This is a genomic window from Clostridium sp. DFI.5.61, from assembly GCF_024462915.1.
In the GTDB taxonomy this organism is placed as follows: Bacteria; Bacillota; Clostridia; order Oscillospirales; family Oscillospiraceae; genus Lawsonibacter; species Lawsonibacter asaccharolyticus.
The window spans coordinates 13,508-37,758 of the sequence record NZ_JANGBZ010000011.1; the positions used below are offsets into that span (position 1 = coordinate 13,508).

A 24,251-nucleotide genomic window follows, 5' to 3' on the forward strand; every position below is an offset into this window, starting at 1 on the left:
GGTACCGGCCTCAAAACAGTCCCCACCCCATTCAAGGTATGGAGTGGGGACTGTTCTCACAGATTGAATATATCCAGATTTTTGAGCATATCATCCAGATCTTTCTCGCTTGGCCCGCTGGCATCTTCCGGCTGGCCCTGTTCAAGTTGGAGTTTTAAGGTAGTTTTCAGTTTTTCCAACGAGGCGTCTATCATACTTTGGATTTTTGCAAATGTCTGTTCATCTGTGGGCGTTGAATGAACTGAAATCACGATTTTTGCATCTTCCGTCATTACCTCGGGGTGATTCCCAATGTACTCCCAGACAGCTTGGACGACCAGATCACTTTTGCGGTTCTTCAATCTTTCCAGTAAATCTCCGACTGCAATCTTTTCCGCAGTATCCCGGCTCCATCCGAGAGAAAATCGGAACTTATCATCCCTCCGCAAAGAACTCCCCTCCGTGATTCTGCTGTGTCATCCGCCGCAACTGCGCCGTAGCCAGCATTCCATAGCCAATGGCATTGGCTTTAGAATCCAGCACAAAATCCGCCTGAGCCACTTGGGAGGACTCCTCAATGAAGTTTTGGAATAGAATGGACCCGCCTCCGATAAAAATGGCCGGATTGGCTCGTAGGTCTACCTGCAGTTCACGCAGTTTATCCAGAATTCCATTGGCATAACTGCGTACCGTGGCAAATACAACCTCCTGCACCTCAGCGGATAGGGTCGTGGACCGCCCTTGGATGATATCCACGATGTGGTCATCCTCAATCTTCATATCATACATAGCATTCACCCTGCCGATAATATCGTTGGACATATGAATCACTCCCATCTCCAAACTGCGGCAGAACTGCATGTCAGGTACAGAATTGCGAAGCAACATAACGTCTGTGGTAAAGCCTCCAATATCAATAATGAAAGTGCGCGGGATCTCCTTCAGGCGGGCTGCCTGCGGTACGACCGCTGCATAAGCCTGAGGATAGACCAGCACATGCCGGATCACGAGGCAGACCGGTGTTCCGTTAAAGACAAAGTTCACTGTGCCGCGCTTAAAATACTCTGCAAACCGCTGCCGCAGCGCATAATGCTCCGGGGGCAATCCTACGGCCAGATCCGTTTCCACCATTGGGCTCATAGTATCGCTCTTCTGCAGTTCCTTCGCAATGGCAAAAAGGGTCAGGATAAAATATCGGTCATCTTTCGTCTTGTCCCGCATATAAGAGATGCGTTTGCCGGACAGCGTCCAATACTTGCCGCCATATTCCAGAATGTCCGTATCAACGGGTGGACGGATCGGATAATCGGCCAGTCCGGAGGAAAACACGAAATTGACGGTTTTGATAGACGAGTTGCCATGATCAACTGGAAATAGCATGAGAAATCACTCCTTAGTCTTTCTGATATGTTATTACACAAATGAAAATGCGTTTTTACAACAAAATGCGTAAAAACAGCGGGACATGCTGCGCATGTCCCGCTGTCCACTTCTGTTACTTTGGAGGATTGCCCTTATTCATGCAAAACTCCCAGATGTAATCATCCAATCCGTTGTAATCCGGAACCCACAAATAGGTTCCAAATGTGACATTCTGCTTGGCCAACAGTTCAACAAGGTTCTGATAGGCACTTTCCACATGCCAGTTTTTCAGATAGTCCATATCGAAGCAGGTCATGATATGACGGACTCCCATGGGAATCAGATCCCTGAGGGCTGACTCCAAATGTTGCAACGAGGTCACCCCTGGAATAGCCAACATCGTTTGGCCTGTAAAGTGGTTGACGATGTCCGCTTTCATATATCCTTCAATCAGAAGAATCCTCTCTCGAACCGGCCCGACCATATGGCACCAGTTCTCACCCATGGCTCCGTCCAGCTCGTCCCTACTGGAAAAGGTCAGGAACTTACCGCCCTTTTTCATTTTATGATCAAGGCGAATTTGAAAACCTTGTATCTTCCCAAAGTAGGTTCCCGGAATCAGAATCCCCCTACGCCACACAGCCATTGTCCATCGCCCATCCTTGTCCCGATAAAATCCAGGGACGCCAAACAGCGTATATCCCTCGTCCAGCAAGGACTGGGCCAGTGCATGGAACCCCACAACAGGCGTAGACTTATAGCCCAGCCGTTCAATGGCTTCGTCGGTCAAACCGCGGCTGAGGAGATTTTCACGGTGGTCCGGCGCCAGGGTGAGCCGGTTGAGCAAAGCACGATAGACCCGGTCCCGTTCCTCCAGCGGCGCAAGGCTTGCCTGGGGCTTCATCGGCGGAGGCTGCAGTTTCTTTCTGGTAGCCGCTTTCCCTGCGGGATAGCTGATGTCTCTCTGCAGTCTCGCTGTAAGGTCCTCCAAGACCTTCTCCCGCGGGATGCCCATGTAGTAGGCATAGAGATCGAAGACACCACCCTGGAATTGTCCGCACTTGGGACACCGATACACATTCCGCTTGAGATTGATGTTCAGATGCTTCTCCCTTGAACCTGCACGGTCGCATAATGGGCACGGGATATTGTAGGCACTCTTTCCATTTGGAGGCTGTGGGATTGGGAGCAGCGGCAGAATATCCGTCATTTGATAGCGAAGTTCCATGGAAAGCTCCTCTCCGGGGGACGGTCTGGTGGCGACCGTCCCCCATGTTTATTCAGGCGCTCTCCTCCATGGACTGTTCGCAAATGAGTTTTGCGGCCGCAGAGATCTCAGGATCGCCCTGAAATTTATTCGCTACCCACACGAGGGCTTTTGGATCCTCCCTCAGTACATCCCCAAGCGTCTTGCCGCTGTATTTGCTGATAGGACAGGGTGTACTCATTGCTTTCTCCAATGGATCTACCGGCGGCTGGGCGGCTGGTGTGGGCATCGGCATTGTCATATGCATATTCGCGGAGGCCCCTCCAGGCTCTGGCAAATCCTGCGGAGATTCTTCCCCGCTCCAGACGATGCCGCTCAGTTCATCCACTGCTGGCATATCAAAGGCGTCGCCGGCCGCAGCGAACTGGAGTCCAAAGCCAGCGTACTGCAACGCCCGGCCGATTGCTGCTGTCTGTGCCCATTCCCGCGGGGAAACCGTCGGCTTGTCCGGCAAATAACCTCGTGACGCTGTGGCCTCCGCCAAATACTGATCTGATGGATTGGTATAATTGGCATAAATCCGTGCTGTGGCTATGAAGCACTCCTTGGCTGGAGTCACCGTGACAGCGACACGGCCTTCCGGATGCTTGAGCCAGAACCACGCGAGTTGTCCCATAACCGGCAGGCGAAGGCGCTTTTCATGGGTATTGAGGTCGGCGTATTCCACTGCCAACGGCGAGGGATCAAAACCATCCACCGCATTGATCTGCTGAATGGCTGCCAGTGCTGCCTGTTTCTCGTCTTTCATGATGCATTACCCTCCTTAGCCTTTTTAATCGGTACGAATGTGTTCCGAAACTGCAGCCATGCCGGCAGCAGTGTTGTAATAACCCGGTTAATTTCTTTCTTGTATGCCATGGCAGCCGTAGGCGAAAACGCTGAAAATCGCTTACGGTAGTCTTGGATCACACGTCCCAGGTTACTCTGAGCGGCTTCCCGCTCTTTCTGTGTATCCGGACCGCGGTCCGGCCCATAGCGACGTTCCAACGCAAGACTCTGCACATAGGCGTCCATCATCTGGTAATGCCCCAGCAGTTCGGGGGTATTCATCGAAACAGGCGCACTGCGCAGGTACATCTGACATGTCTCCAACACGCCGACCCGGTACACAATTTCGCCGTAATACCACAGGTCGACTGCGTTAATGGGTGCCTGTGCCATGCGCTGCTCCAGTTCGCCTCGGAGCGCATAGTAATTTTCCAGGACTGTGGCCATCTGTCTGGTCCTCCCTCTATTCTTTTATCAATTCGTTGATCCGTTCAGCCAGTGCCGTATTTCTGCGGTCAGTATCCGTCGTATTGATTGCACGCACAACAGCCTCCCAGTCTCCCACAACGATAACGCGGATCTTGGCGCGGGTTTCCGCCGTGTAGAACAACGCACGATTCAGCATTCTCCCGTGTATGTTCTGGACACTGATAAGCACGGAGGAATATTCTGCGCCCTGAGATTTGTGGATGGTGGTGGCATAAGCCAGTTCCAGTTGGCGGAGAGACTCCAAATCCTCATAGGCCACAATACGGTCATCCCCAAAATCCACTTCTACCAAAAAACCGTCTGCATCCCGGACGATGGTTCGGATATATCCGATATCACCATTACTGGCAAAATCCCGGTTTTTCATCTGCATCACTTTGTCACCCACGCGAAAGGTCCTCTGCCCGATTTCCAGTTCCGCCTTTTCCGGTGAGGGTGGGTTGGCAATATCGTGCAGGGCCGCGTTCATACTCTGAACGCCAGTTTCGGACTTTTTACGGAACGGGGTCAAAAGCGCCACATTGTCCACGCCGTGCCGAGCGATCTCATTCATGTAGAGACGCTCCAGCCATTGTGCTGACTGTGACACATCTGCCGAGGCCCAGAACTGAAAATCGTCCCCTAAGTCCAATCGCTCATTGCCGTGCCGGATACGCTGTGCATTCTCCGCTACGATGCTGCCCTCACTCTGGCGAAACACCTTGTCCAGGATGACCGAAGGTAGCTTCCCGCAGCCCAGCAGTTCGTGGAGTACGGCACCCGGCCCGACGGAGGGAAGTTGATCTGCATCTCCCACCAGAATCAAGCGGCAGCCGGGTGGCAGTGCGGCAAATAGGTGCCATGTGGTTATCATATCCATCATGCTGACTTCGTCGACAAGGACCAGATCTGCCTTCAGGGTTTCAGGCTCTCTCAGTTCGTGGATTTCACCCGCCTGTAGGTTCAGCGCCTTATGTACCGTAGATGCTGCAAAGCCAGTGCTCTGTTCCATACGCCGCGCCGCACGCCCGGTCGGTGCACAGCAGACAACAGCGGCATTGGGAAATGCCGCGTGATAGATATTGAGAATTGCCCGCTGGATGGAGGTCTTCCCCGTACCCGGACCTCCGGAAATGATGCAAATCGGCGATGTCAGCGAAGTCTTGATGGCGTTCCTCTGCTCCTGAGCGAAGGTGAACCCCATCTCTTTCTGCTGGGCATCAATCTCGTCATCCAGGTCGCCCATATAGGGCAATTTGTCCCGGTGCAGCATCTCGCAGACCTGTACAGCCACATCGTTCTCAGCCTGTGCTATGATAGGGCGATAGACATGGTCGCGGTAAATCGCAAGCCGATTGTCTTTGAGCATTTCAAATGCCCGCTGGGCAACAGCCTTCCACGTCACTGCCGGTGCGCGGAGTAAATTGACCGCCCTCTGCACAAGGCGTTCCTTGTGCATGGACAGATGCCCGCTGGATTCTGCTTGTTTCAGCGTACAGAGCAAGCCGGCATCCAGCCGTTCCGGCGCATCCATCGGGATCCCGTTGGCCTGCGCCAGCCTGTCTGCTGTTTCAAAATCAATCAGATCACGCTCAAATACCATGTATGGAAACTGAGCCAGTAATGTCTGCGCATCGAGACCCAGTTGCCTCCTCAGATGGATGGCCTGCATCGCGCTGATATCAAAGGGGGCAAGCATATTGATCAATTTGCGGGCGCTGCGGGTTTCCATATAGGCGTCACAGAACTGGTCTCTTTTCTTTTGACTGATGCCGGATACCTCCTCGATCCGTGTAGGATCACGGTCTAATACCTCCAGGGACTGCTCCCCGAAAGTATCGTAGATTCTTTCGGCCAATTTTTTCCCGATGCCAGGTATCATCCCCGACGAGAGGTAGGACACAATCCCGGCCTTACTGGATTCAACCAGTTCCTCATAAGACTCCATCTCAAACTGAAGTCCGTATCTGGCATCTTTCTTCCAATGTCCAGCCATATCGACCTTTACACTAGAAACGGTAGGCAGGTAGTGCCCCACCACCTTGATGCTGGAAAGTCTGTTTCCTTGTGCGTCCAGTACCTTTTCATGGGGCCTGAACAGTGCGATCATATAACTGCCGTCCCGCGCCTCCTCCACTGTCTTCGGGTAGAGCAGGCGGCTGAAACTGCATTTCATGAATTGATTCCTCCTTATAGCGGAATCGGAGTATCTTGAAATCCTCTCACAGAATACCCCGATCCAAAAGACATATTTTGCTCCGTAAAGACGGCCTTGCCCGTTTTTTGTATAAGCGCAGGGCTGCTCTACACATAAGCACACCCTGCGCCGCCCATCGTCATACAGGCTGGATGGTCACCTTGACCTTGCGGCTCTTTGATGCTTTCAGCGCCTCTTGATAGATGTCCGGATGTTCTTTTTTGAGATAGTCCGAGCTCACGCGCTTGGTTACCTCGGTCACAAAATCCACTAACAGCTTATCCGTGGTTGTGGTAAGGATCCCATGCTCATGATTCTTCATCAGTTCTGCAACTCGCACGCTGTGTGCTTTTATAGCCTCCTCATTTTTCTTGATTGCACTTTTTAACTCCACATTTTCCGCTTGAAGACTCGCGATTTTCCGCAGACGTGATTCAAATTTTTGCGGAAATTCAATTGTGGGCAGTCCTTTTTGACTGGCACCGTAAATTCGCGCCAGGGCCTCCATAGCCAGCTTCGGCTTCACATCCTCCATAGTCGGAGGCTGATCATGACGCAAACTCCAGATCCACCGGTCCAACTTCTCAAAAATGATATCCTCTTTGCCCTGTTCCCGCTCGATGTGGGGCATGGCCAAGTCGTGCTCCGGGTTGTTGCCCCAAAGCGCCGCGAAAGCCCCGTGCTTTTCATCCAATACCGCAAGATAGTAGCGAAGCTGAATTTCGTAGTAGATTGGGATAGCTCCGTCAGCCCAGTCTTCTGCCTTGTGATATGTCAGGGATTTGCACTCCAAAACACCGCCTTCGCCGTCATTCTTCCGCGTGTAGCGCCGGTCAATATTGGCGAGAGCGTATTTCAGATAAGCATGCTGATAGAGATAGTTGTCATCCGTGACGACATTACCCGTCCTCCTGGCGTAAAAGTACGCTGCAATCGGCTCCAACATATGTCCCATAGCCAGTTGGTCGGGGTTCGGGGGCGGCTTCGGCTTCATGCGCCCCTTTTTGATCATCCAAAGTTCCAGGGGTGTCGTCCACGGCGACAAACCGAAGATAACGGCAACATCGCTGCCGCCAACGGTATACTCAATATCTCCCTTAGGACCGTGCGCCCTGCATTCCAGCCATCGCGTTCTCGACATACCTGTGCAGTCGCACAGAATATTAGGTGCAGCCATTACCACTTCACCTCCCGGGCATAGTCATAGTCACGCCATTTGAGCGTGAGTGCCCGGGCCATATTTTCCTGCAGGGCCAACAGTTTGCTCTCCGGCGTCCCCTGGGTCTTGAGGATAAAGGGGATTTCCTGCATGGCTACAAACACATCATGGGCAGTGGCGCTGTCTTCCCCAATCGCCATCTCGAACATGTCGATGGCCTCCATCGCCGCCTTTTTCGGCAGCGCTAGGCGTTTGCAGATGGCCGTCATGGCATTGACCGGGTGATCTAGGTGGATAGACAGCAGGCCGCTCAATCTGGCAACCGAGTCCCCAAACTGAGCGAACAGCATATCAAGGCTCTCCACGAAGTCAGGGACCTTGGACTGCCGGCGGTGTTCCACGGAAATCATACCGCCAATATGGATGGGGTACTGTAACCCCACCAGCAACGCCGAAACCTTTGCCGAGGCCACCCCGGTGTCCGATGTAGAAAAGCGGATACCAGGCATCAACTTGGCGGCCATAGCGGTCTTCCCCTCTGCCGCCAACAATTTTGTGTAGGTATCCAGCAACTCTGTCTTTTGGTCAGGCAGTGTCCATGAGGCGCTTGTAATGGAATGATCTACATAACCGCCGGAAAACTGGTTGCCCGGGAACCGCTCGTCCATCTTGCTCTGTAAGCCGTCCAGTAACTGATCGATCTCCAACACGGAGTAGTCACGGGTATCTCCGGAATGAGCGGCCGAGACCTTCTCATCGCGGACGAGCAACAGGGCGCTGTCCTTATGGAGCGCCAGGCAGGAATTGATCAACTCCGCAAGTTTTTCACGCGGGAGTTTGGGTAGTGCAGAACCGCCGACTTTCGCCCGGTCCAGCAGGCTCTTATAAGCGGTATCGCGCAGCGGGAAGAATTTGTCCTTGACTTTGATGGCCAATTTCAGATTCTCTGCCGTGTCCTCGATTGCATCACGGGAGACAGAGGAATCGAAACTGGTCGTGTCGTTGAACAGGGGCGATGCCTTATCCAGCGCCGCCACCTCCAGATTTTTGACCTCGGTGCGCTCCCAGCGGCTGTCAGTTCGGATCTTCTCGTGGTAACTGAGCATGTCCGGGAATGCGCTGAACTGGGTGTGATAGCTGTCACAACAAGATTTCACCATGGTTTTGTTCTCCTTTCTTTTTGTAGCCGGAACTTCCTGATATGCAAAAACAGCGTTCCCTTTTGGGAACGCTGTCTATGCCGATAATGAAATGGCCAAAAAACAAAAAAAGTGCCATCTGCATTTCTGCAAATGGCACTTTGGAACACTGTAAACTATGCACGCCTTCGGCATGGCTCTGATACTGTATAGTTGAATTATATCATTCTCAGACCTTTTCGTCAACACGCTTATAACCACGCCTGCGCATACACTACCCTGTTAAGACTTCTTCGGCTCAGCACTATAGGCTGAAATACCCGTGTCCGGCTTTTGCGCCTCCGCCCAACCAAGAAAATCAGAAAAACTATGGATATTGGCTTGCACCTGCTCAATGTAAGCCGCTGGAACCGACTGACTTTCCAGTGACCTGCGCAGCATATCAAGCCGTTTCCGGCAGTATGCGGCACATGCAGCCAGTTTCTCCGGGCTGCATGTAAGTTCTCCGGACTGGATTGCACGCAGTTCGTCTTTAATCGACAGTTCTCTTTTCATCCGAAGCCTCCTAATGATATCGGCCTTCTGTGACTTAGTTTCATTTTCTCATCTTCATATCTGCCACAATTACAAGGGTATCCTCTCGATTTTGACATCTCTTTGAGCCGCATAGTGTAGGATTTGATCCAAGAGTTCTTCATTGATACAATAGCCGTCAATTAGATGCCCATCAGCGCCAAAAGTAAGGCACTCGTTCAGCGCAAAGTCGAAGATTTCATTTTCCACCCACTTGTTCCCGTCAGAATCAAAGGCAACAAGTTGATTATCCCTTATTTCAATACTGATATCTTCGATTTTCATGCTCATGAAGAGAGAATCCAGTGCATTTGCTTCCTCAATGAGGAGTTCTTCCTTGCTTTTTATTGTGCACCTTCTCCCTGCCGCTTCATCAATAGAGTCTGATCGCCCTGTTGTAGGCGTCTTGTGTGCTAAGTATTTCTGGATGATCTCACGGTTCTGTTCGGTATCCAAGTAAAGCCCATCCGGCACTTGTGGCATCCCGAATATGAGTTTGACCCCGTCACGTTCAGCCAATTTTGTAGCATAACTTTCATCTGCAAATTCTGTCCCTACCAAATCTCTAAACACACAGACATAGAGTGCGTGGGGTATGTGAAATTGCTCGTTTGTATCACAAGTGATTTCATATCCCTTTGTCAGTGGCCGCAGTTCCTGAATCGTGTCTTGAAATTCCGCAAATACAATCGCCATACTCTCGTCTTGCGGCACCCCAGTGTCCATATACTGTCCAATTTTTAGAATGAGATCGTTCACTAACTGTTCGCATCTTTCGAAGTCTAGCGTCCCCATTTGATAGTCGTTGATCAGTTTCCGCCTCACAGGGAAAAAGAGTTTATTTCGCAATTCAAAATACTCCATTGATATAAAACCTCCACTCTTCGTTGTTGTATTTCTGCCGGTTCATGCGTGTTTAACTAAACACCATATGCCACGATCTGCCTTTTCGAAGGTTCGGGGATTGATCTGCAGGGTCTGCCGCACCTTTTCCTTCCACCACTGCTGGCTCTGCGCCCGCTTATGTCCTTCCACACGCCGGTAAATCTCTTCCAGCGGTGCGCGGCCATTGCAATCTTCCAGTATGTCGGCAATGATATCCCGCCATGTGGCGCCGGGCATATCCCGAATATCGCTATTCACACGGTAGGTCATCAAAAATGGGATGACTAGCGGCGTTTCTTTCCGCAGCAGCAGAACATATTCATGGACGATGGGGATGAAACGGCCGCCGTAGGTCCTACGGTCGGACACGCAGTTGTGCTGGGCTTTAATAATGATATTTTCCACGCCTGAACAAACCCATCCCAGGTTGGGATCCGAGAGATGTCAAATAGCCTCGGATCATAGCCGTACTGCATCCTCACACTTCCGCAATAGACCGAAAATCGTTTTCTGGATCGCAGTTTAACCTGCTACCATCTGCCATTTGGATATAGCCCTCCACAACTTCCGTTTCCTTGAAAAAGTTGTTGGAGGAGATGCTCCCGTCCTGAAAATCCACAACAACCCCCAAAATGTCGGTGTGGCCGTCTCTATATACCAGCACAAGAGACGCCGGCACATTATCAGGAGCCAGCAATTCATCCTGGGCTACGCGCACACTGACGGAGTCCAAAATGTCATAGTCTTTGGCTTCATCCCGAGTGAAAAATACCTGGATATGCTCAGAAGGCAGGTCATTGATCAGATCCCCCCAGTTATAATCTCTGGATGCACAGCAGTTGCTCCGCCATCCATCCGGGGTCGCCAGCCAGGTTTGGACCCGACTGCGCAGGGTCTGCATCACAAATGTTTCAGTGGAGACAAATTGGGAGTTGCTTTCCTGGAATGCCTCTTTTTCAACGAGGACAAACAGGTTATCGGCCCAGATCTCGTTTTCACAGGGCCGCTCCCGGATCATCGTCAGAACGATGAGCCCCTTTATATCTGCGTCTTCCGGGCTATCTCCAGGCCATTTCCATCCTTCGATGGGACCGGACGTTTCCTTTTGTCCATCTTTCAGCTCATCGTAGACAGCGCCGCAGCCGCAGCACTGAAATGGTCCAAAAGGTGTGTTGCTTTCATAGATGGATGCCTCGGCACCGCCGGGCATATTATCAAGAAATGCACCGGAATCATCCACTAGAATATCCAGATGGCAGACCTGATGGCCCACAAATACCTGCCCATCACAAAATCTACATTTCACAACTGATCTCTCCTTATCTTGTTCTTAGACGGATTGGGCGCAAAGGAAGCCCCCTTGCGCCCGATTCATTTAACTATTTGCCTGATCCGGTTGGCTATTGGGACGCTTGGTAAAATGGTCGAGCGTTATGGGATATTCATGCTCTCTTACCATACCCAGTTCTTTCAGTGCCGTCACAAATCCATATAACTGGTGTGCAGCGGTTTCCGCAGTTGTTGCCGGATAGTGCCTGTTCCCAATCTCCATGTTTAACCGCTGTTCAAAGCGGCCGACGTGCTGGGCAACCCAGCTCCGGCTTGAGGCGTAGAGCGGCTTATGGAAAAACCAAACTCCCTCGTCATCCGCATGGCTGGACACGATCTCACGGCCAAACAACTTTTCCAGCAGGCCGCAGGCCTGGTTCTGGTCAATGCTGTCACTATACAGAAAATGGTCTGTGCTAATGTCCCTCAAATCAAGGCGTTCACAGATATATTCGCTGTCTTTCTCGCTGATCTCACCGTTTTTGTGAAGGACTATATCCCAGTAATAAAAATCGCTTCGTTTCATATGAACCGTATATGCGGCGGACAACAGTGACCGAATCAGTTCATTTAATTGATTCTCCAGGTCTTCCCATTCCAAATGGACTGCCATATAGTGGGTTTCCGCATCTGTATTCAGCCGACGGGCCAACGCATCATAGCCTTCGACCAGCAGAACGCCGTATTCTTCCTCTGATAGGCCTAAGAAGGCTGGAAGCGCCATCTTGATGTCCCACGTATGCCAGAGTTCAATCCAATCTTCGATCATGTTGAAGGAACACTCTCTAGCCTGGAACCGTTCTTTGAATGTCATGATTTCCTCCTTTTTTACAGTAGAGACGCAGCGCAGATACCCGCTCTGTGTCTGCATCGCAGCAGCTGCTTGCTTTTTCCTGTTGTACAGTCTTGGCTAAACCTTTAGGGGCCGGATACTCTATCTCATCAGAGACAAACAGTTCTTCCTGCGCGAGAATATCCCGACCACCGCGAGTTCCGGTCTTACCGTTCATCATCTGTCCGGAAGTGTTCTCCGACATCCAGCCATGTTGCCATACACACTCCGCTATTTTCACATCCAAAGATGTCGCAGTATCCTGCCACTTCTGCCGGTGCTTCCCCAGGACCAGACTCGGCATCCTGGATTCTGTATCTTTTCCCGGCAGTACACATCAGCACACCGTCGACCACCAGATCCGAAATACAGAGATAAAACCCATTTGCGTCATTCTTTTTATTGCGCATAATATCGCTCCATTCTCCTTGATTCCCTGTTACAGCGGCCTATATCAACCGCCGTTTTTCACATCTTGCGAACCGACCTCAATCGGTTCATCGGACAAAACGTTGACATAACGGCTGAACATCTGGACCAGGCTTTCCTCGGTCAGATCTCGTTCTCTATCTGTGATTTCCCAGGGGTAGCAGGGCTGATAGATGAGATAAGTCGCACCACTGGAATCATCACAGGCAGTCAGACGTAGGCCTTCCGCCTCCTCAATGACCTGCTGTAAAATCGTGGCAAGGCCCAGATAGTAGACCTGGTCAAAATCCATATAGTCATCCCAGTCTGGTTCTGCAATATCTAACTCCGATAACCAGGCACGAATCTTCTGATCCAGTTCCGGCGCCAGTTTCAGCAGCGCCTGCAGCCGCTCTACGCTCTGCTCCTTGATATCGTCCACACGAATCCCGTATCCGTAGTTATGCCATGTACTATAACTCATTTTTGGTCCTCCTTCTGAATGGCTCTTTGTGTTTCTTTGAGTTTCCTGGCGCGCAGTTCCTGCTCACTGAGAAACAGCGTATTATTCTTCCAGATGTATTCCCGCGCATAGTAGGTCAGCGCACCGCCCAGGGCACCCAAGGTCTGCATAGCTGTTAAAGAAGTCTCCAGCGTCTTGTAGGTGCCAAGATGCCAGTCCTTCTGCGGCCCATCCGGGCGGATACGCCCAACAGCATAGCAGTCGAGATAGATCCCCTCATTTCCGCCCCAGTTCACCTGGGCAATGAAATAAAAGTCATCGCAGCTGATCTCCTGCGGAGTATCGTACCGTTCCGGGTTGAAGTAGTCCACAATGGCCTCCGCCGCGGCATAGTGTCCATCGGTCACAACCAACTGGTGGATGTTCTTCATCAGTGTCTCTCTGGTAATGCGGTCAATCTTGAGTTTCAATTCAGGGTCATCCTCCAGATACTCCTTGCAGTACTCGGCTGTTGATGAGCCTTCAAATCTGCGTCGGATTTGTGCGGAAGTATGTCCGCACCCCAGCGTCGGATCGTTGTCGGGTCCAGTAATATCCCGCCACACGCAGCACCAGCACATCGGTTTTTCCTGCTTCACTTTCTTGTGCCTCCTGTCGACTTTTTATTGCAGACTATTCATTTTGAATAGGGAAAGGGAGCAGGGAATCCCCTGCTCCTCTCTCCATGCGGCTATATCAAGCCGTCAGATAGTGAATATTGCGCCCCACCGCACGGGTAATTGTCATGTAATCCGGGACATAATCCTGTTTTTCAGCGTTATCTTCGGGATCATCATGTACGATGATGGCTTCTCCCGGCAATACAGTGGAATTACGGCTGGGGTCGTAAATACTCTCCGAAATATCAAATTCAACTTCAACCGCATAGCGCCCTTTCATATCTCGCATATAGACACACTTAGTATCCCTGCTGAACAGGTCAAGGCGCTGATTTTCTGCAGACACAATGCCTCCATCCTTGAGGTAAAGCGTGAGATTATACTGCTCGTCATGGGTGTTGATGATATTCAAGTCCTGAATGGCGGCTTCAAACGACTCACCGGAGCGAAGTTCAAATGCAATGGATCGCAGGCAGTCATAGTTCAGGGAAACTTTGTTGGAGAAACGAATTACCTTCTCAATCTCGTTCTGGTATTGACCGTCTAGTTTATCCGTAAGATACTGCCGGATCTCTTCCCCCGTAGGATAGCCGAAGCGGAAGTGATAATGGAAGCGGCCCGGCCGGTTCACCATATAGTCATTGAGCCCATGCAGGCTGTTGCAGGTGATAATAAAGAGTTTTTTCCCCTGCGATGTGCCGTCAAACAGGCTCAGAAATGTGGATTGTGGATCGGAATCATGATTGCTACCAAAGGTTTTGTCAAACTCGTCAAACAGGAATACAACCTCCTGTTCAATGGACTCAATGTAAGACGCAATGCCCGGGAAAGCCTGATCGACAATGATAACTGGGTATCCCGCCTCCACAGCTTTGGCAGACAGGAGGCGTGCGAAGAGTGATTTGCCGATGCCCTTATCGCCGCTCAGGATCACGCCCAGGTTCCGTTGGAATACCTTGAAGGACCGGAGCACTTTCTCCGCTTTTTCCGGGTGAACGCCATAGACCGGTTCCTTGACCACAAGGTCCGGACGCACCTTCAGGAAAAAGCCCGTCATTTGGCTAAAACAGACCGTATAGGTCTGGGCCGGGAGGCCGTCATAGGCCTTGAGTGTGTCATCGTAAATCTCATACCGAGAGCCGATGCTGATTGCTTTCATAACCATTTCTCGCTTTCGTATTCAAAGTTTATTTGCTGCTCATACAGCAATCTCAATTTCCTTTTCCCGCCCCCACTGTTTGAGAAAACGGTATTCCTGAGTGGTGAGCGGACGCCGGTTCATACCTTGAGCCTGGCAAATTTGCTTGCCGCTTAATTGCAGAGTGACTAGCGACTCTTCCGGAATATCGCGGTACCGCAGGAACAGGATATGGCACTCACCATTGGCCACACGTTCGATATACTGTCCGACACAGTGACTTAGATTGATACCTTCTTCTGCCAGTTCCTCAGGTTTAGTGGGAATCACAATACTGTATTTGCTCCCAGTGTAGGCCAGATCCTTGATCGCCTCGCTTTGTTCAGAAAAGTTTTCGCATGTAGCGATCAGTTTCGCCTGATTGACTTTCAGGGCCATAATATCGTGCTCTGTTTTGAAATGCGCCGGGTATTTCTCCTTGACTTTCCCGTAAAAGCCCTGCTGCATCTGCAGATAATCCATATACTCTTTGAAAAACGTGCGTTCCACTGAGGAGTAGCCCTGGGCATATAGATCAAATAGGATATAGTCGATAAACCGGCGCAGGTTAATGTTGTAGGGAGATTCCATGATTGTCTTAAATGATACTATCTCCTTGGATGATATCGCGTTGTTATCATAGTAGTTGGTGTAGTGACTGGAAAAATTCAGTTCTGTAATGCCGGACTGAACCAATTTCTCAGCGAAGTACATCGCCTCGTTCGCGCCGTGATGCCGCTCGATCCAGAAAATGACCGGAATGCTTGGCTGATATTTTTTCCGGTCAGACATATTGGGGAACATGTTATATAGGCGCATGAAAAGCTTGCTGTTCTGCTCCCAAAACGGCACATACCAGTGCGGGTAATGTGTACTCACCAGCACATTGTGGCGACACATATCCATCAGTTTCTCATCGGTGATCACATTCATAATGAAGTCTACAGACTCACGGAATACCGTGTGGAGCCAATGCACCTGATGGAGTGTGATACACCTCTCCTTCAGGTCCCGCAGGAAGGAAGACAGGTTGGTCTCTGTGAGCGGGTCAACATGATCGGTTTTGCAATCTTTGATGTAGAAGATGCCTTTGCTGACCAAAACCACCAGTTCACGGTCGGTCTTCAGTGTTCGCCGCTTGACGATGAAATCAGTGTTGTTTTCGAGCACAACCTCATAGTCAATGGTGACTTTCGCTGATACGCTATCCATATCAATGATGTAATCCTTCAGCATCACAGTCTTAGGATTTGTTTCGCTCTTCATTTGAGCAACCTCCTTAATTTAATAATTTTTGATGACAACTACCTCCTGCGGTTCAATAGGCGGCGGCGTAGTCTCCGGGCTATACAACTCGCCGTTGTCGATATGCTCCGTTGTGGCGGCCATGTGCCGAATTCTCTCTAACTCAGTATCCGGGACCCAACAGTAGAGGTTTACCTCACGGTTATACCGGATATGCGCCACCATAGGCCACTCACTGCCTACCCCCACCCGGTTGCAGACAGTGATCCCATTTCCCATACAGAAAAAGCCAAGATTCCACCGGTCTTTCTCCTCTTTTTGCGCCTGGGCTGTGCAGCCGAGACAGGCCTCGCACATACCGGTCGCCTGGGCTGTGGAAACAGCCCAGGCGGGATCATTGACACACCTCCTCACGGTTTATCCTCCTGTTTGTCCTCCTTCCAGAGACCTGCGGCAGCCTCATGCTCATAAAGCCTGCGGCCTGTCAGAGCCAGCAATACGCCGTCAGGATCCATTTGATCATACGCTTCCAACAACACACGAGCTTTCTTCTCATAAGGCCTGTTATCATAGATCGCATGACGCCTGATTTCAGAAATCAACCGCTCTAGGTTAGCGTGTGTTTGCGGGAAGGTCTGGCAGCGGCATTGTTCGGGTGTCTCATAACAAATCTGCCCACGCAGTTTAACCCACACTCCATCAACAAATTGGTGTCGCCAGTAAGTATTGTCTTCACCGATATAGGAAATGCAGCCTTCTTGCGTATAGGGCACAAGCATGTCCAACACATCCATAACCGTACGCTCGTCATAGTTACCGCTATAGGTCATTTCGATGAAGAAATCGTCCGTCTCCATGCCACGCTCAAGTTCGACAAAGCCGACATCGTTCAACACGGTTGTCAGCCACCAAAGCGGATCATCGTAGCGTTTCATTTGGCATTTTCGCCTTTGATATTCTCCTTGGACACTTTTTGCCATCTGCTCACCACATTGGCTCATTTCCTCGCTGCAGAGCCGGTCATATCTGCCCAGCAAATCATCGTATAACTGTCGCCGTGCGGTATCGGAAGGAATCCGCAACATGATAGAGCCCGAACCTGTTGTGTAATAACTCATCTTTCTATACCCTCATCACTGATTGGCTTGTGGTGCATACTGCACAGCAAGATAGTAGTCCCGCAGTTTGTCCAGCGCCGTCTGAAAACTGCATTTCTCAGCCCTTCTCACCGGTCTTTTGCCGTCCAGATAGAGAACGATGGCTTGCCGCTCTTGAGGCTCTAGCCGGGACAGCGCCTGCCGCAGGTGCAGTTCACTATCCTGCTGCTCCTCGAAAGATGCCTCTACTAAAGAGAATCCATATTCCTCTGCCAGTTCCAGCGACCAGACACTGGTGCCAAAACGGTCAAACGCAGCTAAGCCATGCGGCTTGTGCCTCTCCTTAATGTCCAAAATAGCGTACTGCAGTTTTGCCCAGATATGGACTTTGATAGAATTGGACCGACTGGGGTCGAAAGATTCGATGGCCCGCAGTGCGGCAATAGCCAGTTCCTGATAGACATCGTCGCGGTCCAGATGCAGTGCAAACAGCAACAGCCGATGACGGTGCATTGTCCGGTTGATCAGTTCCATATTCTCTATAAAGATGTTATTTCTAGTAATGGCATCCATGTTGACGCTCCTTCCTTAAATGGGCAGGGCAAGGCCTGGAAAGGCCTTGCCCTGCAACTGTTGTAAACAGATTTGATTGTTCCTTGCTATTGGCCGTTTCAGCCGTGTAAATTACGCAGAAATTTGCCCAGTGACCAGCGGAAGATCGCAGAACAGCCAATACAGTTCATCTGCCAGCGCCGGTGTAGACATCCCTTTGTAATACCAAAGCAGCCGCGGATTTTTTCCGTCCAACGCAATCACAACTGGTAGTTTGCTACACGGCTGGTATGGGAGCGGCATCACATCCGCATAGAGCCCGGCACCGTCGAGTGCCGTGTCCAGCAGCGACTTCAAGTATTGTGTGATGCTGCTTGTTTCATCGCTCACCGGCATGCGGCAACAGACTGTGGCGGCCGTGATGGCAGACCTGAATTGATTGCGCATTTCCTTTTCAGCCATCATTTTACTGCACCTCCTGCATAAAGTAAGGTTAAGGAGCGCTACGTTATGCAGCCCACTCCTTACTGTGGTTAAAAGCGGATAAACTGCTTAATGATGCCGGCCAATTTGATCGGCAGTTTTGTGAGGTCGGTGATGTCCAAATAAGCATCGCCGTAGATGCGCTCGATGTTCTCCTTGTCTGCCCCAATGGCCGCCGCAACGAAGATAATCCCTTTGCGCTGGTACTCATGCTTGATCCCGCGCAGATCTTCCTCTGCTGCGGTCCCATAGTAATTATAATCTGCGGGTTGTCCATCAGACACCAACATCAGCAACTTGATATCCTCTGGCCGACGCACTAGTTTTTCCGCCACATAGCGAAGCGCTGCTCCGTCGCGGTTGCTGCCCCGAGCCGAAATATCCATCATCCGGTACCGGTCATCCCGATCAATGGCCTCAAACTCCGCATAGGAGTATAAATCAACGCGGTCGGAGGTGGAATGTCCATACACGGTGATGGGAATGCCCAGTGCCTGACAGAAATCGTACAGAATGATTGCTGTTGATCTGGCATAGGTGGCCCGATCATTCCAGGACATGCTACCAGACTCGTCCAACAGCAGTCCTACGCACAGCGCAGGCATTTCGTTGGGGAGCGCATTTTTATAGAACACACGTGAATCTGTCCGGAACAGTGCGTGAGAGTCCAAACGCCGTCCCATCAGCAAACTTGTCTGTTTTCCCCCACGCCGGCTGTCCTGCATCTGCTGCAAGACGGACTTTTGTAATTGCCTGGAAATGTGCAGCAATTCACCGGCAATGGACTGGTACTTCTCTTTCATGTCATCGCTGACAGAAGCAATGCGGTGTACCGTCTTATTGACGCCATCGTGGATATCCCCATAGGAGATGCTCTGAGCGAGTTCCGTCAGTTCCTCAGTACGCTGGCGCTCTAAGTCAGTGGTAACGCTGTCCTCGGCGATACGGTTGAGCAGCCTCTCAATATCAGCAGCTGCTCCCGTATAGCCTGAACCCTCATAGTCGTCATCCCGCTCTGAGGTACCGCCCTCTGGAGCGGACACCTCGCTGGTTTCCTGTAGAGGGATGCGACCGCCTTCCTGGTCTGATACCTTCTGGTGTGAGGGTGTTGGACCGCCGCCCAACTGTACTGCCGTCTCGTCGCCCGCGCTCTGATCACTGTCGTCTGTTTCCCCTGCTGCGCCGCCGGCCGAAGTCTCTGTTTCCTCCTCGGACTCAGGTTCTTCGCCAGCGCCAGAGCCAGTTTGGGCATCCTCGCCTTCGTTTTCCTCACTGTCGTTGGAACTGGCGGCTAACGCTGCAGTTGCAGCGCGCTGCTGACCAGTCGCTGTTCCGCCAGGACTGGACGATGTGCTGCCAGCATCCACCGGGGCCGTGTCGCCGGATCCCTCCTCACTGCCCCCCATGAGAGAAGAGAGGAGTTTGCTCAGCAGGTTATCAGAATCTCCGGAACCACTGCCGCCAGGCGCGGTGTCTTCTGCCTGGTCCTTACAGAACTCCATGAAGTCCTTGATATAGGACCAGCACCGGATCAGGATCAGATTGGCAGTGCGGCATCTGTCCTTGTAGTCCCGGCTGGCCAAAGCCGTATCCAACTCGCTCAGAAGAGAGAACACCACCTGTATACGCTCATCAGAAAGTGGCGTCCCACCATACTTGAGTTCACCCCAGAGCATATAGGATAACATGGCGTTTCGGATGGTCATCCAGATATGCCCGCCATCCTCCTCGCGGTCGATCATATCCTCAATGGTAGGAAAATTTTCGAGTCTGTTTTTGCGCCACGCCCGCAGACTGCTGCCCAAGATGCCGGGGTAGTCCATCAGCATCCGATTTTCGATATAGCCATCCTCCAGGACGTTCAGGATGTCATGGGATATTCTCCCCAACAGGCCGACATTCTTTGGATCTGCTTTCTGGTAGGCTAACAAATCCGCTTCCGCATCTCGCTCTGCAGCATTTCGCAGGGGCGGATTCTCCGGGAACCACCTGCCGATCTCTTGAAAACTGTGATAGGACTGCGATGCAAGAAAGTCCGTATAGAGTACATGCCCAAGTTCATGGGCGAATAGTCCGCAGACTTGTTCGTACCGCGCCTGCCGCCCCTTCTGCCGTGTCACCTGAGGATTGCCGGCATTGATCTGGATCAGGGCATTATCCGTACAGGCCAGGCTCGGATTCTTGGGCTTCCAGATGATGCTGCACTTTACCCTGCGCCGATAGCCGTACCGCCGTGTCTGTGCGGCGGCAATATCCGCGAAGTGATTGGCCAGGATACGCGAGGTAAAAAACTGGCGGTCAGTGATTTTCGACTGCTTCTGTGCAATCAACTGCTTGATTTTCTTATGACTCACTCTTGCCAAGAGTAGCGGTCCTCCTTTCCTTTTTTCTTTCGATCAAACTGCCTTCTTTTGTTTGGGTGCGAAAATCGGCTCCAACACAGTGGTAAGCAGTGCGGACCGGTCTTCTTCATCCGATGTGGCCTTGCTCACGATGGTATAGCGCGCCGAGGTATAGGGGTCCCCTGTAATCTCTGTACTCATGATCCAGTCGATGAGACTGCGCATACCACAATTGCCGTCTGAGATCCCATTTTTCCGGCAATAGTCGGCCATATCGCATACCACCTGTACCATGCGTCCGACCAGGACATCATCTTCACAGCCGGTAATGCTCATGGCGCGCTGCGCCATGATTTCCGGCTCCGGCAATTCGATATCCTGAGTGAGATTCATGCGGTCAAGAACCGATTGGTTTACGCCGCGGCAGCCCTCGTAACTGACATTGGTAGTCACCACAACCACTGCGTCCGGATGACGATGGATCACCTCGCCGGTTGGCAGGGTAATGGACCCTTTTTGCTCTAAAAGAGAGTTGAGGCCAACCAACACACCAGGCTGAATAATCGTGGTGGGCTCCTGCAGTTCTACTAAATATCCATGCTTGAGCGCACGGATGAAGTCCGTTTCGATGTAGGTAAAGGTCTGCCTGCCGTCGGATGACTCCGGCTGCACTTTGCACAGTTGTTGCAGTTTATTGGTGACCATCTCCATAACAAGGCTCATACAGTCCTGTGACGTTGCATCGGGCTTTTCCATGCCGGAGAGTTTCTGGTATGTGCCGGCGGGGTCATAGTCCATGTCATCCAAATCGGGCAACCCCATGAGTTTTTTCACATTCTCATAGGTAATTCCGCCCATCTCTTTGAGCTGTTCCCGCTGTTGGTCCAAGTCAGCATCGCCAGTAGAAGGTCCATCTGTGTCAGGAAACACCTGTCCGACAAGGTCAAATATCTCCGTGCCGGCAGAGCAGGTGTACTTCATATACGGCAGGTTCAGCCCGGCCGCAATTGCCCGGGCCCCCTCTGTCTTTCCTGTACCAGCAGGGCCGCGCAGCAGGAAGTTTCGCATGGGCAACGACCGCCCAGTAGATGCTTTCGCGTGTTTACAGATCGTAATGACCTCCTCCGGCAACACATACCAAGGCTCCAAAACAGGTACAAGCGCCTGTTCATGAGGCGTAAGAATGCGTGCCGGATTCAAGACATATTTGCCAATGAAATCGCTGTGCGGCGTGGCCTCCTTAATCTCCAATTTTACGGGAGCGCTGGAAGTGGCCAGAATTGTGAACATACCAGCCAGCACGCTGTCCGGCCGGAAGTTCCCCGCATCAATATGAGTAGTGGAAACCCGCATCAGGTTCCCCGACCCGTCGATATTGACCGGCAGATGCGCACCGCAACTGCTATCGCTGACCCGCCGGTAGGCGTTATCACAGAGAATGGCCAGATCATTCGTCGACTGATTGATATCAGGGAATCCCAGTTGATATTGTTTTTCGAGTTCCATCAGGTGCTCTTTGAACTCGTCATCCACCATCAGGGCCGGGAGCATCGCCATGAGAACCGCCGCGCCATCCCGACCATTATTCCGAATAGCGTAGGTTTCGATCATCTCCGTATCCTTGTTATAGAGACTGGCAAGGACGGAGCCAGAAGCAGGCTCGTAGACGGCCAAATGGTAGTCATCAGGGCCGGAATCAGACTTATATTCCGCCACGCCTTTGGAACCGCAGAGCCCAACGGCGCCGGGTTCTACGCCATACTTACACTTGAAATAGGCCAAGACCGCCTTAGCCACAGTGCAGCAGAGCGTGGACTCCGTCCCATCTCCATACTTGGAGGATACCTTGACCTTCCGCTTGACCTTATCAAAAGGCTCGGGTAAGGGTCTGGAAAAGGAAAACAGTTTTGAACTCATTGAGATCACGCTCCTTATTTTATTTTGATTTGTACCTGAATGCCATCCGCCAGAGGCTCAGCTGAGGCAAATCCGTTGCGCAGCAATTCCTTGCAGATGAGCGGCCAACTATCACCGTGGGGCAGTTGGCTGGCAAAAATGCGGAAGGTGTCTTTGCCTTGCGCAATTACCTCATTGCACTGTGCATTCAGATTTTGCAGATTTGCGTCCACCCATTCAAATGCTAAGAGTCCATAATCTACAGTTTCCTGCCGTGGCTTCGGCGCATCATCCTCCTCTGATTCCAGTTCTGTCTCAGGTACAGGCGGTGGCGTTTGCTCCGCTGCCGTATAGTCAAGGCCGCAAAACTGCAAGTGGTTTACCAGAACCATTGCCATTCGATAGCCTCCGGCGCGGTTGAGCAGGATAATCAGTTCTCCGCCCTTTTCAAAACGCTCCCGGGCATCTGCTGCTGCCCAAATCCATTTGGCGTCAGGGTACCGGGCAACGATCTGCTCAGTGATCCGCCTCTGCAGTAGCGAAAATGCGTCGGCCAGTACCGTTTCCTCCGAAACTGGTGCAGGCAGACCCAAAAGCAGCGGCGATGGCGGTTCGGGTTGCTTTTCCAGATGGAACAGCAGCCATAGCGCATAGGCAAATACGCCGATCATCATCAACAGCAGAATCGGCCACAGCCGGGTGGTAAATACCAGCAGCGCCATCAGCCCCATGATCGTCAGCACCTCATTTCTCTTTTGCTTCTTTTGCTCGCGGGTCATCCCGCATTACCTCCTTCTGTTTTGGCAGATAGAAATATACCGTGCTCTCTATCTTCCCTAGGACTTGCCGACAGACGAGTGTTGCCAGCAGCGCATTTTCAGTGGTCTCTTTGCCATCCAAGAGTGTAAGAACCATCTTTTTCTCCTCAACGTCTTGAGATGGAGCTACCGCACTCCTGAAAGTCTGTTTAGAGGAGCATACCTGCATCTGATACTGCCGTCTGTATCCCAGAACGGACTGCAATTGCCGTGTCTGCTCCACAGTCATTGTACCGCGGGTCAGCCGGCGCAGAACCATCTCCAGTTTCTTGGCTTTGCTCTTTGCGCTTTTCTTCCGAAATAACCGGTTATTCAGCCCCACCCCTCCTAAAATGCAAAAAAGAGCGCACATGGAGTGGATGGTTCCGACTTCATGTGCGCTCTTTGACGCTTATAGTTATATTTTATTGGCTCTGCCAGTTGCATACTCAGCCTGGGAAATAGGGATTGTTCCCGCCACTGAAACTCTCGTAGCCCGTAAAGCCTTGAGGCATGGCACCAGACGAAGCAGGAGGGGCCGCCGGCGGTTGAGACTGTCCAGTTGCAGGATAGGATGACGGCTGGGACTGCCCAGTTGGGTAGTCCTGCTGCGTGCCTTGTCCGGTTCCATCCTGCGCTCCGCCGTTCTGCCCTTTTTTCTGGCCGCTTCCACTGTAGGAATACTGGATGTCATCCAAATTGATAACCGGACTGGAGCGTTTTTCCTTGCTTTCCTTGTCTGTCCAGCGCTCCTCGTCATAGTCACCAAATATTGTGACGACCGATCCTTCTTTGAGTTTCATCTTTTTGATGCGTTCACAGATCTCACCAAAAGCCTTGATCTTCAGGTTGACCCACCGGTGATTGTTCTCCTCACGGCTATCATATTTGCGGTTTCCGACTTGGAAAACAGCAAACTCGCCGCCGTTCTCGCTATTGAAGAAGCGGATCGCCGGTGCGCCGTCATATCCTTTGGACACAACGGCATCTGAAATAAAGATCTTCATCATGGTGTTTTTTCTCCTTTCCGCAGGTCATGCCCTGCATTCAAACGATTTTATTTCAAACCCGTGTTTTACGGGTAGAAAACAAAAAAGTGCCAAACAGCGCAATCGCGCTATCTGGCACTGTGCAACACGGGAACTTTGATTTCTCAACGAAAACACGGTTACTA

27 protein-coding genes are annotated in these 24,251 nt (G+C 51.5%); all 27 read right to left on the minus strand.

Annotated features, from left to right (window positions below; all coding sequences use genetic code 11):
- Positions 1–56 precede the first annotated feature (56 nt).
- Positions 57–428, minus strand: coding sequence for a hypothetical protein (locus NE584_RS07490; protein ID WP_055180065.1), 372 nt, complete (start codon positions 426–428; stop codon positions 57–59).
- Positions 415–1,359 carry a ParM/StbA family protein gene (locus NE584_RS07495; RefSeq protein WP_050624435.1) on the minus strand — a complete coding sequence of 315 codons (945 nt, stop codon included), beginning with the start codon at positions 1,357–1,359 and terminating at the stop codon, positions 415–417. The genes NE584_RS07490 and NE584_RS07495 overlap by 14 nt, the downstream gene beginning before the upstream one ends.
- A gap of 115 nt (positions 1,360–1,474) precedes the next feature.
- On the minus strand, positions 1,475–2,569 hold the full coding sequence (locus NE584_RS07500; RefSeq protein WP_050624434.1) for a DUF3854 domain-containing protein: 1,095 nt from the start codon (positions 2,567–2,569) through the stop codon (positions 1,475–1,477).
- Positions 2,570–2,621: 52 nt separating this feature from the next.
- Positions 2,622–3,356, minus strand: coding sequence for a hypothetical protein (locus tag NE584_RS07505; protein WP_050624433.1), 735 nt, complete (start codon positions 3,354–3,356; stop codon positions 2,622–2,624).
- Positions 3,353–3,823: a hypothetical protein gene (locus NE584_RS07510; protein WP_050624432.1), complete on the minus strand. Its 471-nt coding sequence runs from the start codon at positions 3,821–3,823 to the stop codon at positions 3,353–3,355. Before NE584_RS07510 ends, NE584_RS07505 begins: the two co-directional genes overlap by 4 nt.
- A gap of 16 nt (positions 3,824–3,839) precedes the next feature.
- Positions 3,840–6,020, minus strand: a complete 2,181-nt coding sequence (locus NE584_RS07515) for an ATP-dependent RecD-like DNA helicase (protein ID WP_055180062.1) — start codon at positions 6,018–6,020, stop codon at positions 3,840–3,842.
- Between the two features lie 160 nt (positions 6,021–6,180).
- Entirely contained in the window at positions 6,181–7,218 is a 1,038-nt protein-coding gene (locus NE584_RS07520; protein WP_055180060.1) for a YqaJ viral recombinase family protein, read from the minus strand.
- Complete coding sequence (locus NE584_RS07525; RefSeq protein WP_055180058.1) at positions 7,218–8,360, minus strand: hypothetical protein; 1,143 nt, start codon at positions 8,358–8,360, stop codon at positions 7,218–7,220. Before NE584_RS07525 ends, NE584_RS07520 begins: the two co-directional genes overlap by 1 nt.
- 261 nt (positions 8,361–8,621) lie before the next feature.
- Positions 8,622–8,894, minus strand: a complete 273-nt coding sequence (locus tag NE584_RS07530; RefSeq protein ID WP_050624428.1) for a hypothetical protein — start codon at positions 8,892–8,894, stop codon at positions 8,622–8,624.
- Positions 8,895–8,963: 69 nt separating this feature from the next.
- Positions 8,964–9,776: a hypothetical protein gene (locus tag NE584_RS07535; protein WP_055180056.1), complete on the minus strand. Its 813-nt coding sequence runs from the start codon at positions 9,774–9,776 to the stop codon at positions 8,964–8,966.
- Positions 9,777–9,818: 42 nt separating this feature from the next.
- A complete protein-coding gene (locus NE584_RS07540; RefSeq protein ID WP_055180053.1) occupies positions 9,819–10,202 on the minus strand; it encodes a hypothetical protein in 384 nt (127 codons plus the stop codon).
- A gap of 73 nt (positions 10,203–10,275) precedes the next feature.
- Positions 10,276–11,070 carry a hypothetical protein gene (locus NE584_RS07545; protein WP_256182566.1) on the minus strand — a complete coding sequence of 265 codons (795 nt, stop codon included), beginning with the start codon at positions 11,068–11,070 and terminating at the stop codon, positions 10,276–10,278.
- 102 nt (positions 11,071–11,172) lie between these two features.
- Positions 11,173–11,940, minus strand: coding sequence for a hypothetical protein (locus NE584_RS07550; protein WP_055180049.1), 768 nt, complete (start codon positions 11,938–11,940; stop codon positions 11,173–11,175).
- 185 nt (positions 11,941–12,125) lie between these two features.
- On the minus strand, positions 12,126–12,368 hold the full coding sequence (locus NE584_RS07555; RefSeq protein ID WP_050624423.1) for a hypothetical protein: 243 nt from the start codon (positions 12,366–12,368) through the stop codon (positions 12,126–12,128).
- 44 nt (positions 12,369–12,412) lie between these two features.
- Positions 12,413–12,850, minus strand: coding sequence for a hypothetical protein (locus NE584_RS07560; protein WP_055180046.1), 438 nt, complete (start codon positions 12,848–12,850; stop codon positions 12,413–12,415).
- Positions 12,847–13,467, minus strand: a complete 621-nt coding sequence (locus tag NE584_RS07565) for a hypothetical protein (protein ID WP_145996904.1) — start codon at positions 13,465–13,467, stop codon at positions 12,847–12,849. The genes NE584_RS07560 and NE584_RS07565 overlap by 4 nt, the downstream gene beginning before the upstream one ends.
- Before the next feature lie 97 nt (positions 13,468–13,564).
- Entirely contained in the window at positions 13,565–14,647 is a 1,083-nt protein-coding gene (locus tag NE584_RS07570; protein ID WP_050625470.1) for an AAA family ATPase, read from the minus strand.
- Between the two features lie 39 nt (positions 14,648–14,686).
- On the minus strand, positions 14,687–15,931 hold the full coding sequence (locus NE584_RS07575) for a PcfJ domain-containing protein (protein ID WP_055180041.1): 1,245 nt from the start codon (positions 15,929–15,931) through the stop codon (positions 14,687–14,689).
- Between the two features lie 18 nt (positions 15,932–15,949).
- Positions 15,950–16,324: a hypothetical protein gene (locus NE584_RS07580; RefSeq protein ID WP_055180038.1), complete on the minus strand. Its 375-nt coding sequence runs from the start codon at positions 16,322–16,324 to the stop codon at positions 15,950–15,952.
- Positions 16,321–17,028 carry a hypothetical protein gene (locus tag NE584_RS07585; RefSeq protein WP_050624418.1) on the minus strand — a complete coding sequence of 236 codons (708 nt, stop codon included), beginning with the start codon at positions 17,026–17,028 and terminating at the stop codon, positions 16,321–16,323. The genes NE584_RS07580 and NE584_RS07585 overlap by 4 nt, the downstream gene beginning before the upstream one ends.
- A gap of 15 nt (positions 17,029–17,043) precedes the next feature.
- Positions 17,044–17,580, minus strand: a complete 537-nt coding sequence (locus tag NE584_RS07590) for a sigma factor (RefSeq protein ID WP_055180036.1) — start codon at positions 17,578–17,580, stop codon at positions 17,044–17,046.
- Positions 17,581–17,691: 111 nt separating this feature from the next.
- Positions 17,692–18,024, minus strand: coding sequence for a hypothetical protein (locus NE584_RS07595; RefSeq protein ID WP_055180034.1), 333 nt, complete (start codon positions 18,022–18,024; stop codon positions 17,692–17,694).
- A gap of 68 nt (positions 18,025–18,092) precedes the next feature.
- Positions 18,093–20,396: a hypothetical protein gene (locus tag NE584_RS07600; protein WP_055180124.1), complete on the minus strand. Its 2,304-nt coding sequence runs from the start codon at positions 20,394–20,396 to the stop codon at positions 18,093–18,095.
- A 42-nt stretch (positions 20,397–20,438) separates the two neighbouring features.
- Positions 20,439–22,301, minus strand: a complete 1,863-nt coding sequence (locus NE584_RS07605) for a hypothetical protein (protein ID WP_055180032.1) — start codon at positions 22,299–22,301, stop codon at positions 20,439–20,441.
- A 14-nt stretch (positions 22,302–22,315) separates the two neighbouring features.
- Positions 22,316–23,059, minus strand: a complete 744-nt coding sequence (locus tag NE584_RS07610) for a hypothetical protein (RefSeq protein WP_055180030.1) — start codon at positions 23,057–23,059, stop codon at positions 22,316–22,318.
- Complete coding sequence (locus NE584_RS07615) at positions 23,025–23,420, minus strand: hypothetical protein (RefSeq protein WP_050624413.1); 396 nt, start codon at positions 23,418–23,420, stop codon at positions 23,025–23,027. The genes NE584_RS07610 and NE584_RS07615 overlap by 35 nt, the downstream gene beginning before the upstream one ends.
- Positions 23,421–23,526: 106 nt before the next feature.
- A complete protein-coding gene (locus NE584_RS07620) occupies positions 23,527–24,087 on the minus strand; it encodes a single-stranded DNA-binding protein (RefSeq protein WP_055180028.1) in 561 nt (186 codons plus the stop codon).
- Positions 24,088–24,251 lie beyond the last annotated feature (164 nt).

Coding starts and splice junctions, on each gene's coding strand:
- NE584_RS07495 (WP_050624435.1), bottom strand. CDS start 1,359: ATGCTATTTCCAGTTGATCATGGCAACTCGTCTATCAAAACCGTCAAT.
- NE584_RS07500 (WP_050624434.1), bottom strand. CDS start 2,569: ATGGAACTTCGCTATCAAATGACGGATATTCTGCCGCTGCTCCCAATC.
- NE584_RS07505 (WP_050624433.1), bottom strand. CDS start 3,356: ATGAAAGACGAGAAACAGGCAGCACTGGCAGCCATTCAGCAGATCAAT.
- NE584_RS07510 (WP_050624432.1), bottom strand. CDS start 3,823: ATGGCCACAGTCCTGGAAAATTACTATGCGCTCCGAGGCGAACTGGAG.
- NE584_RS07515 (WP_055180062.1), bottom strand. CDS start 6,020: ATGAAATGCAGTTTCAGCCGCCTGCTCTACCCGAAGACAGTGGAGGAG.
- NE584_RS07520 (WP_055180060.1), bottom strand. CDS start 7,218: ATGGCTGCACCTAATATTCTGTGCGACTGCACAGGTATGTCGAGAACG.
- NE584_RS07525 (WP_055180058.1), bottom strand. CDS start 8,360: ATGGTGAAATCTTGTTGTGACAGCTATCACACCCAGTTCAGCGCATTC.
- NE584_RS07530 (WP_050624428.1), bottom strand. CDS start 8,894: ATGAAAAGAGAACTGTCGATTAAAGACGAACTGCGTGCAATCCAGTCC.
- NE584_RS07535 (WP_055180056.1), bottom strand. CDS start 9,776: ATGGAGTATTTTGAATTGCGAAATAAACTCTTTTTCCCTGTGAGGCGG.
- NE584_RS07550 (WP_055180049.1), bottom strand. CDS start 11,940: ATGACATTCAAAGAACGGTTCCAGGCTAGAGAGTGTTCCTTCAACATG.
- NE584_RS07555 (WP_050624423.1), bottom strand. CDS start 12,368: ATGCGCAATAAAAAGAATGACGCAAATGGGTTTTATCTCTGTATTTCG.
- NE584_RS07560 (WP_055180046.1), bottom strand. CDS start 12,850: ATGAGTTATAGTACATGGCATAACTACGGATACGGGATTCGTGTGGAC.
- NE584_RS07570 (WP_050625470.1), bottom strand. CDS start 14,647: ATGAAAGCAATCAGCATCGGCTCTCGGTATGAGATTTACGATGACACA.
- NE584_RS07575 (WP_055180041.1), bottom strand. CDS start 15,931: ATGAAGAGCGAAACAAATCCTAAGACTGTGATGCTGAAGGATTACATC.
- NE584_RS07585 (WP_050624418.1), bottom strand. CDS start 17,028: ATGAGTTATTACACAACAGGTTCGGGCTCTATCATGTTGCGGATTCCT.
- NE584_RS07590 (WP_055180036.1), bottom strand. CDS start 17,580: ATGGATGCCATTACTAGAAATAACATCTTTATAGAGAATATGGAACTG.
- NE584_RS07595 (WP_055180034.1), bottom strand. CDS start 18,024: ATGATGGCTGAAAAGGAAATGCGCAATCAATTCAGGTCTGCCATCACG.
- NE584_RS07605 (WP_055180032.1), bottom strand. CDS start 22,301: ATGAGTTCAAAACTGTTTTCCTTTTCCAGACCCTTACCCGAGCCTTTT.
- NE584_RS07610 (WP_055180030.1), bottom strand. CDS start 23,059: ATGACCCGCGAGCAAAAGAAGCAAAAGAGAAATGAGGTGCTGACGATC.
- NE584_RS07620 (WP_055180028.1), bottom strand. CDS start 24,087: ATGATGAAGATCTTTATTTCAGATGCCGTTGTGTCCAAAGGATATGAC.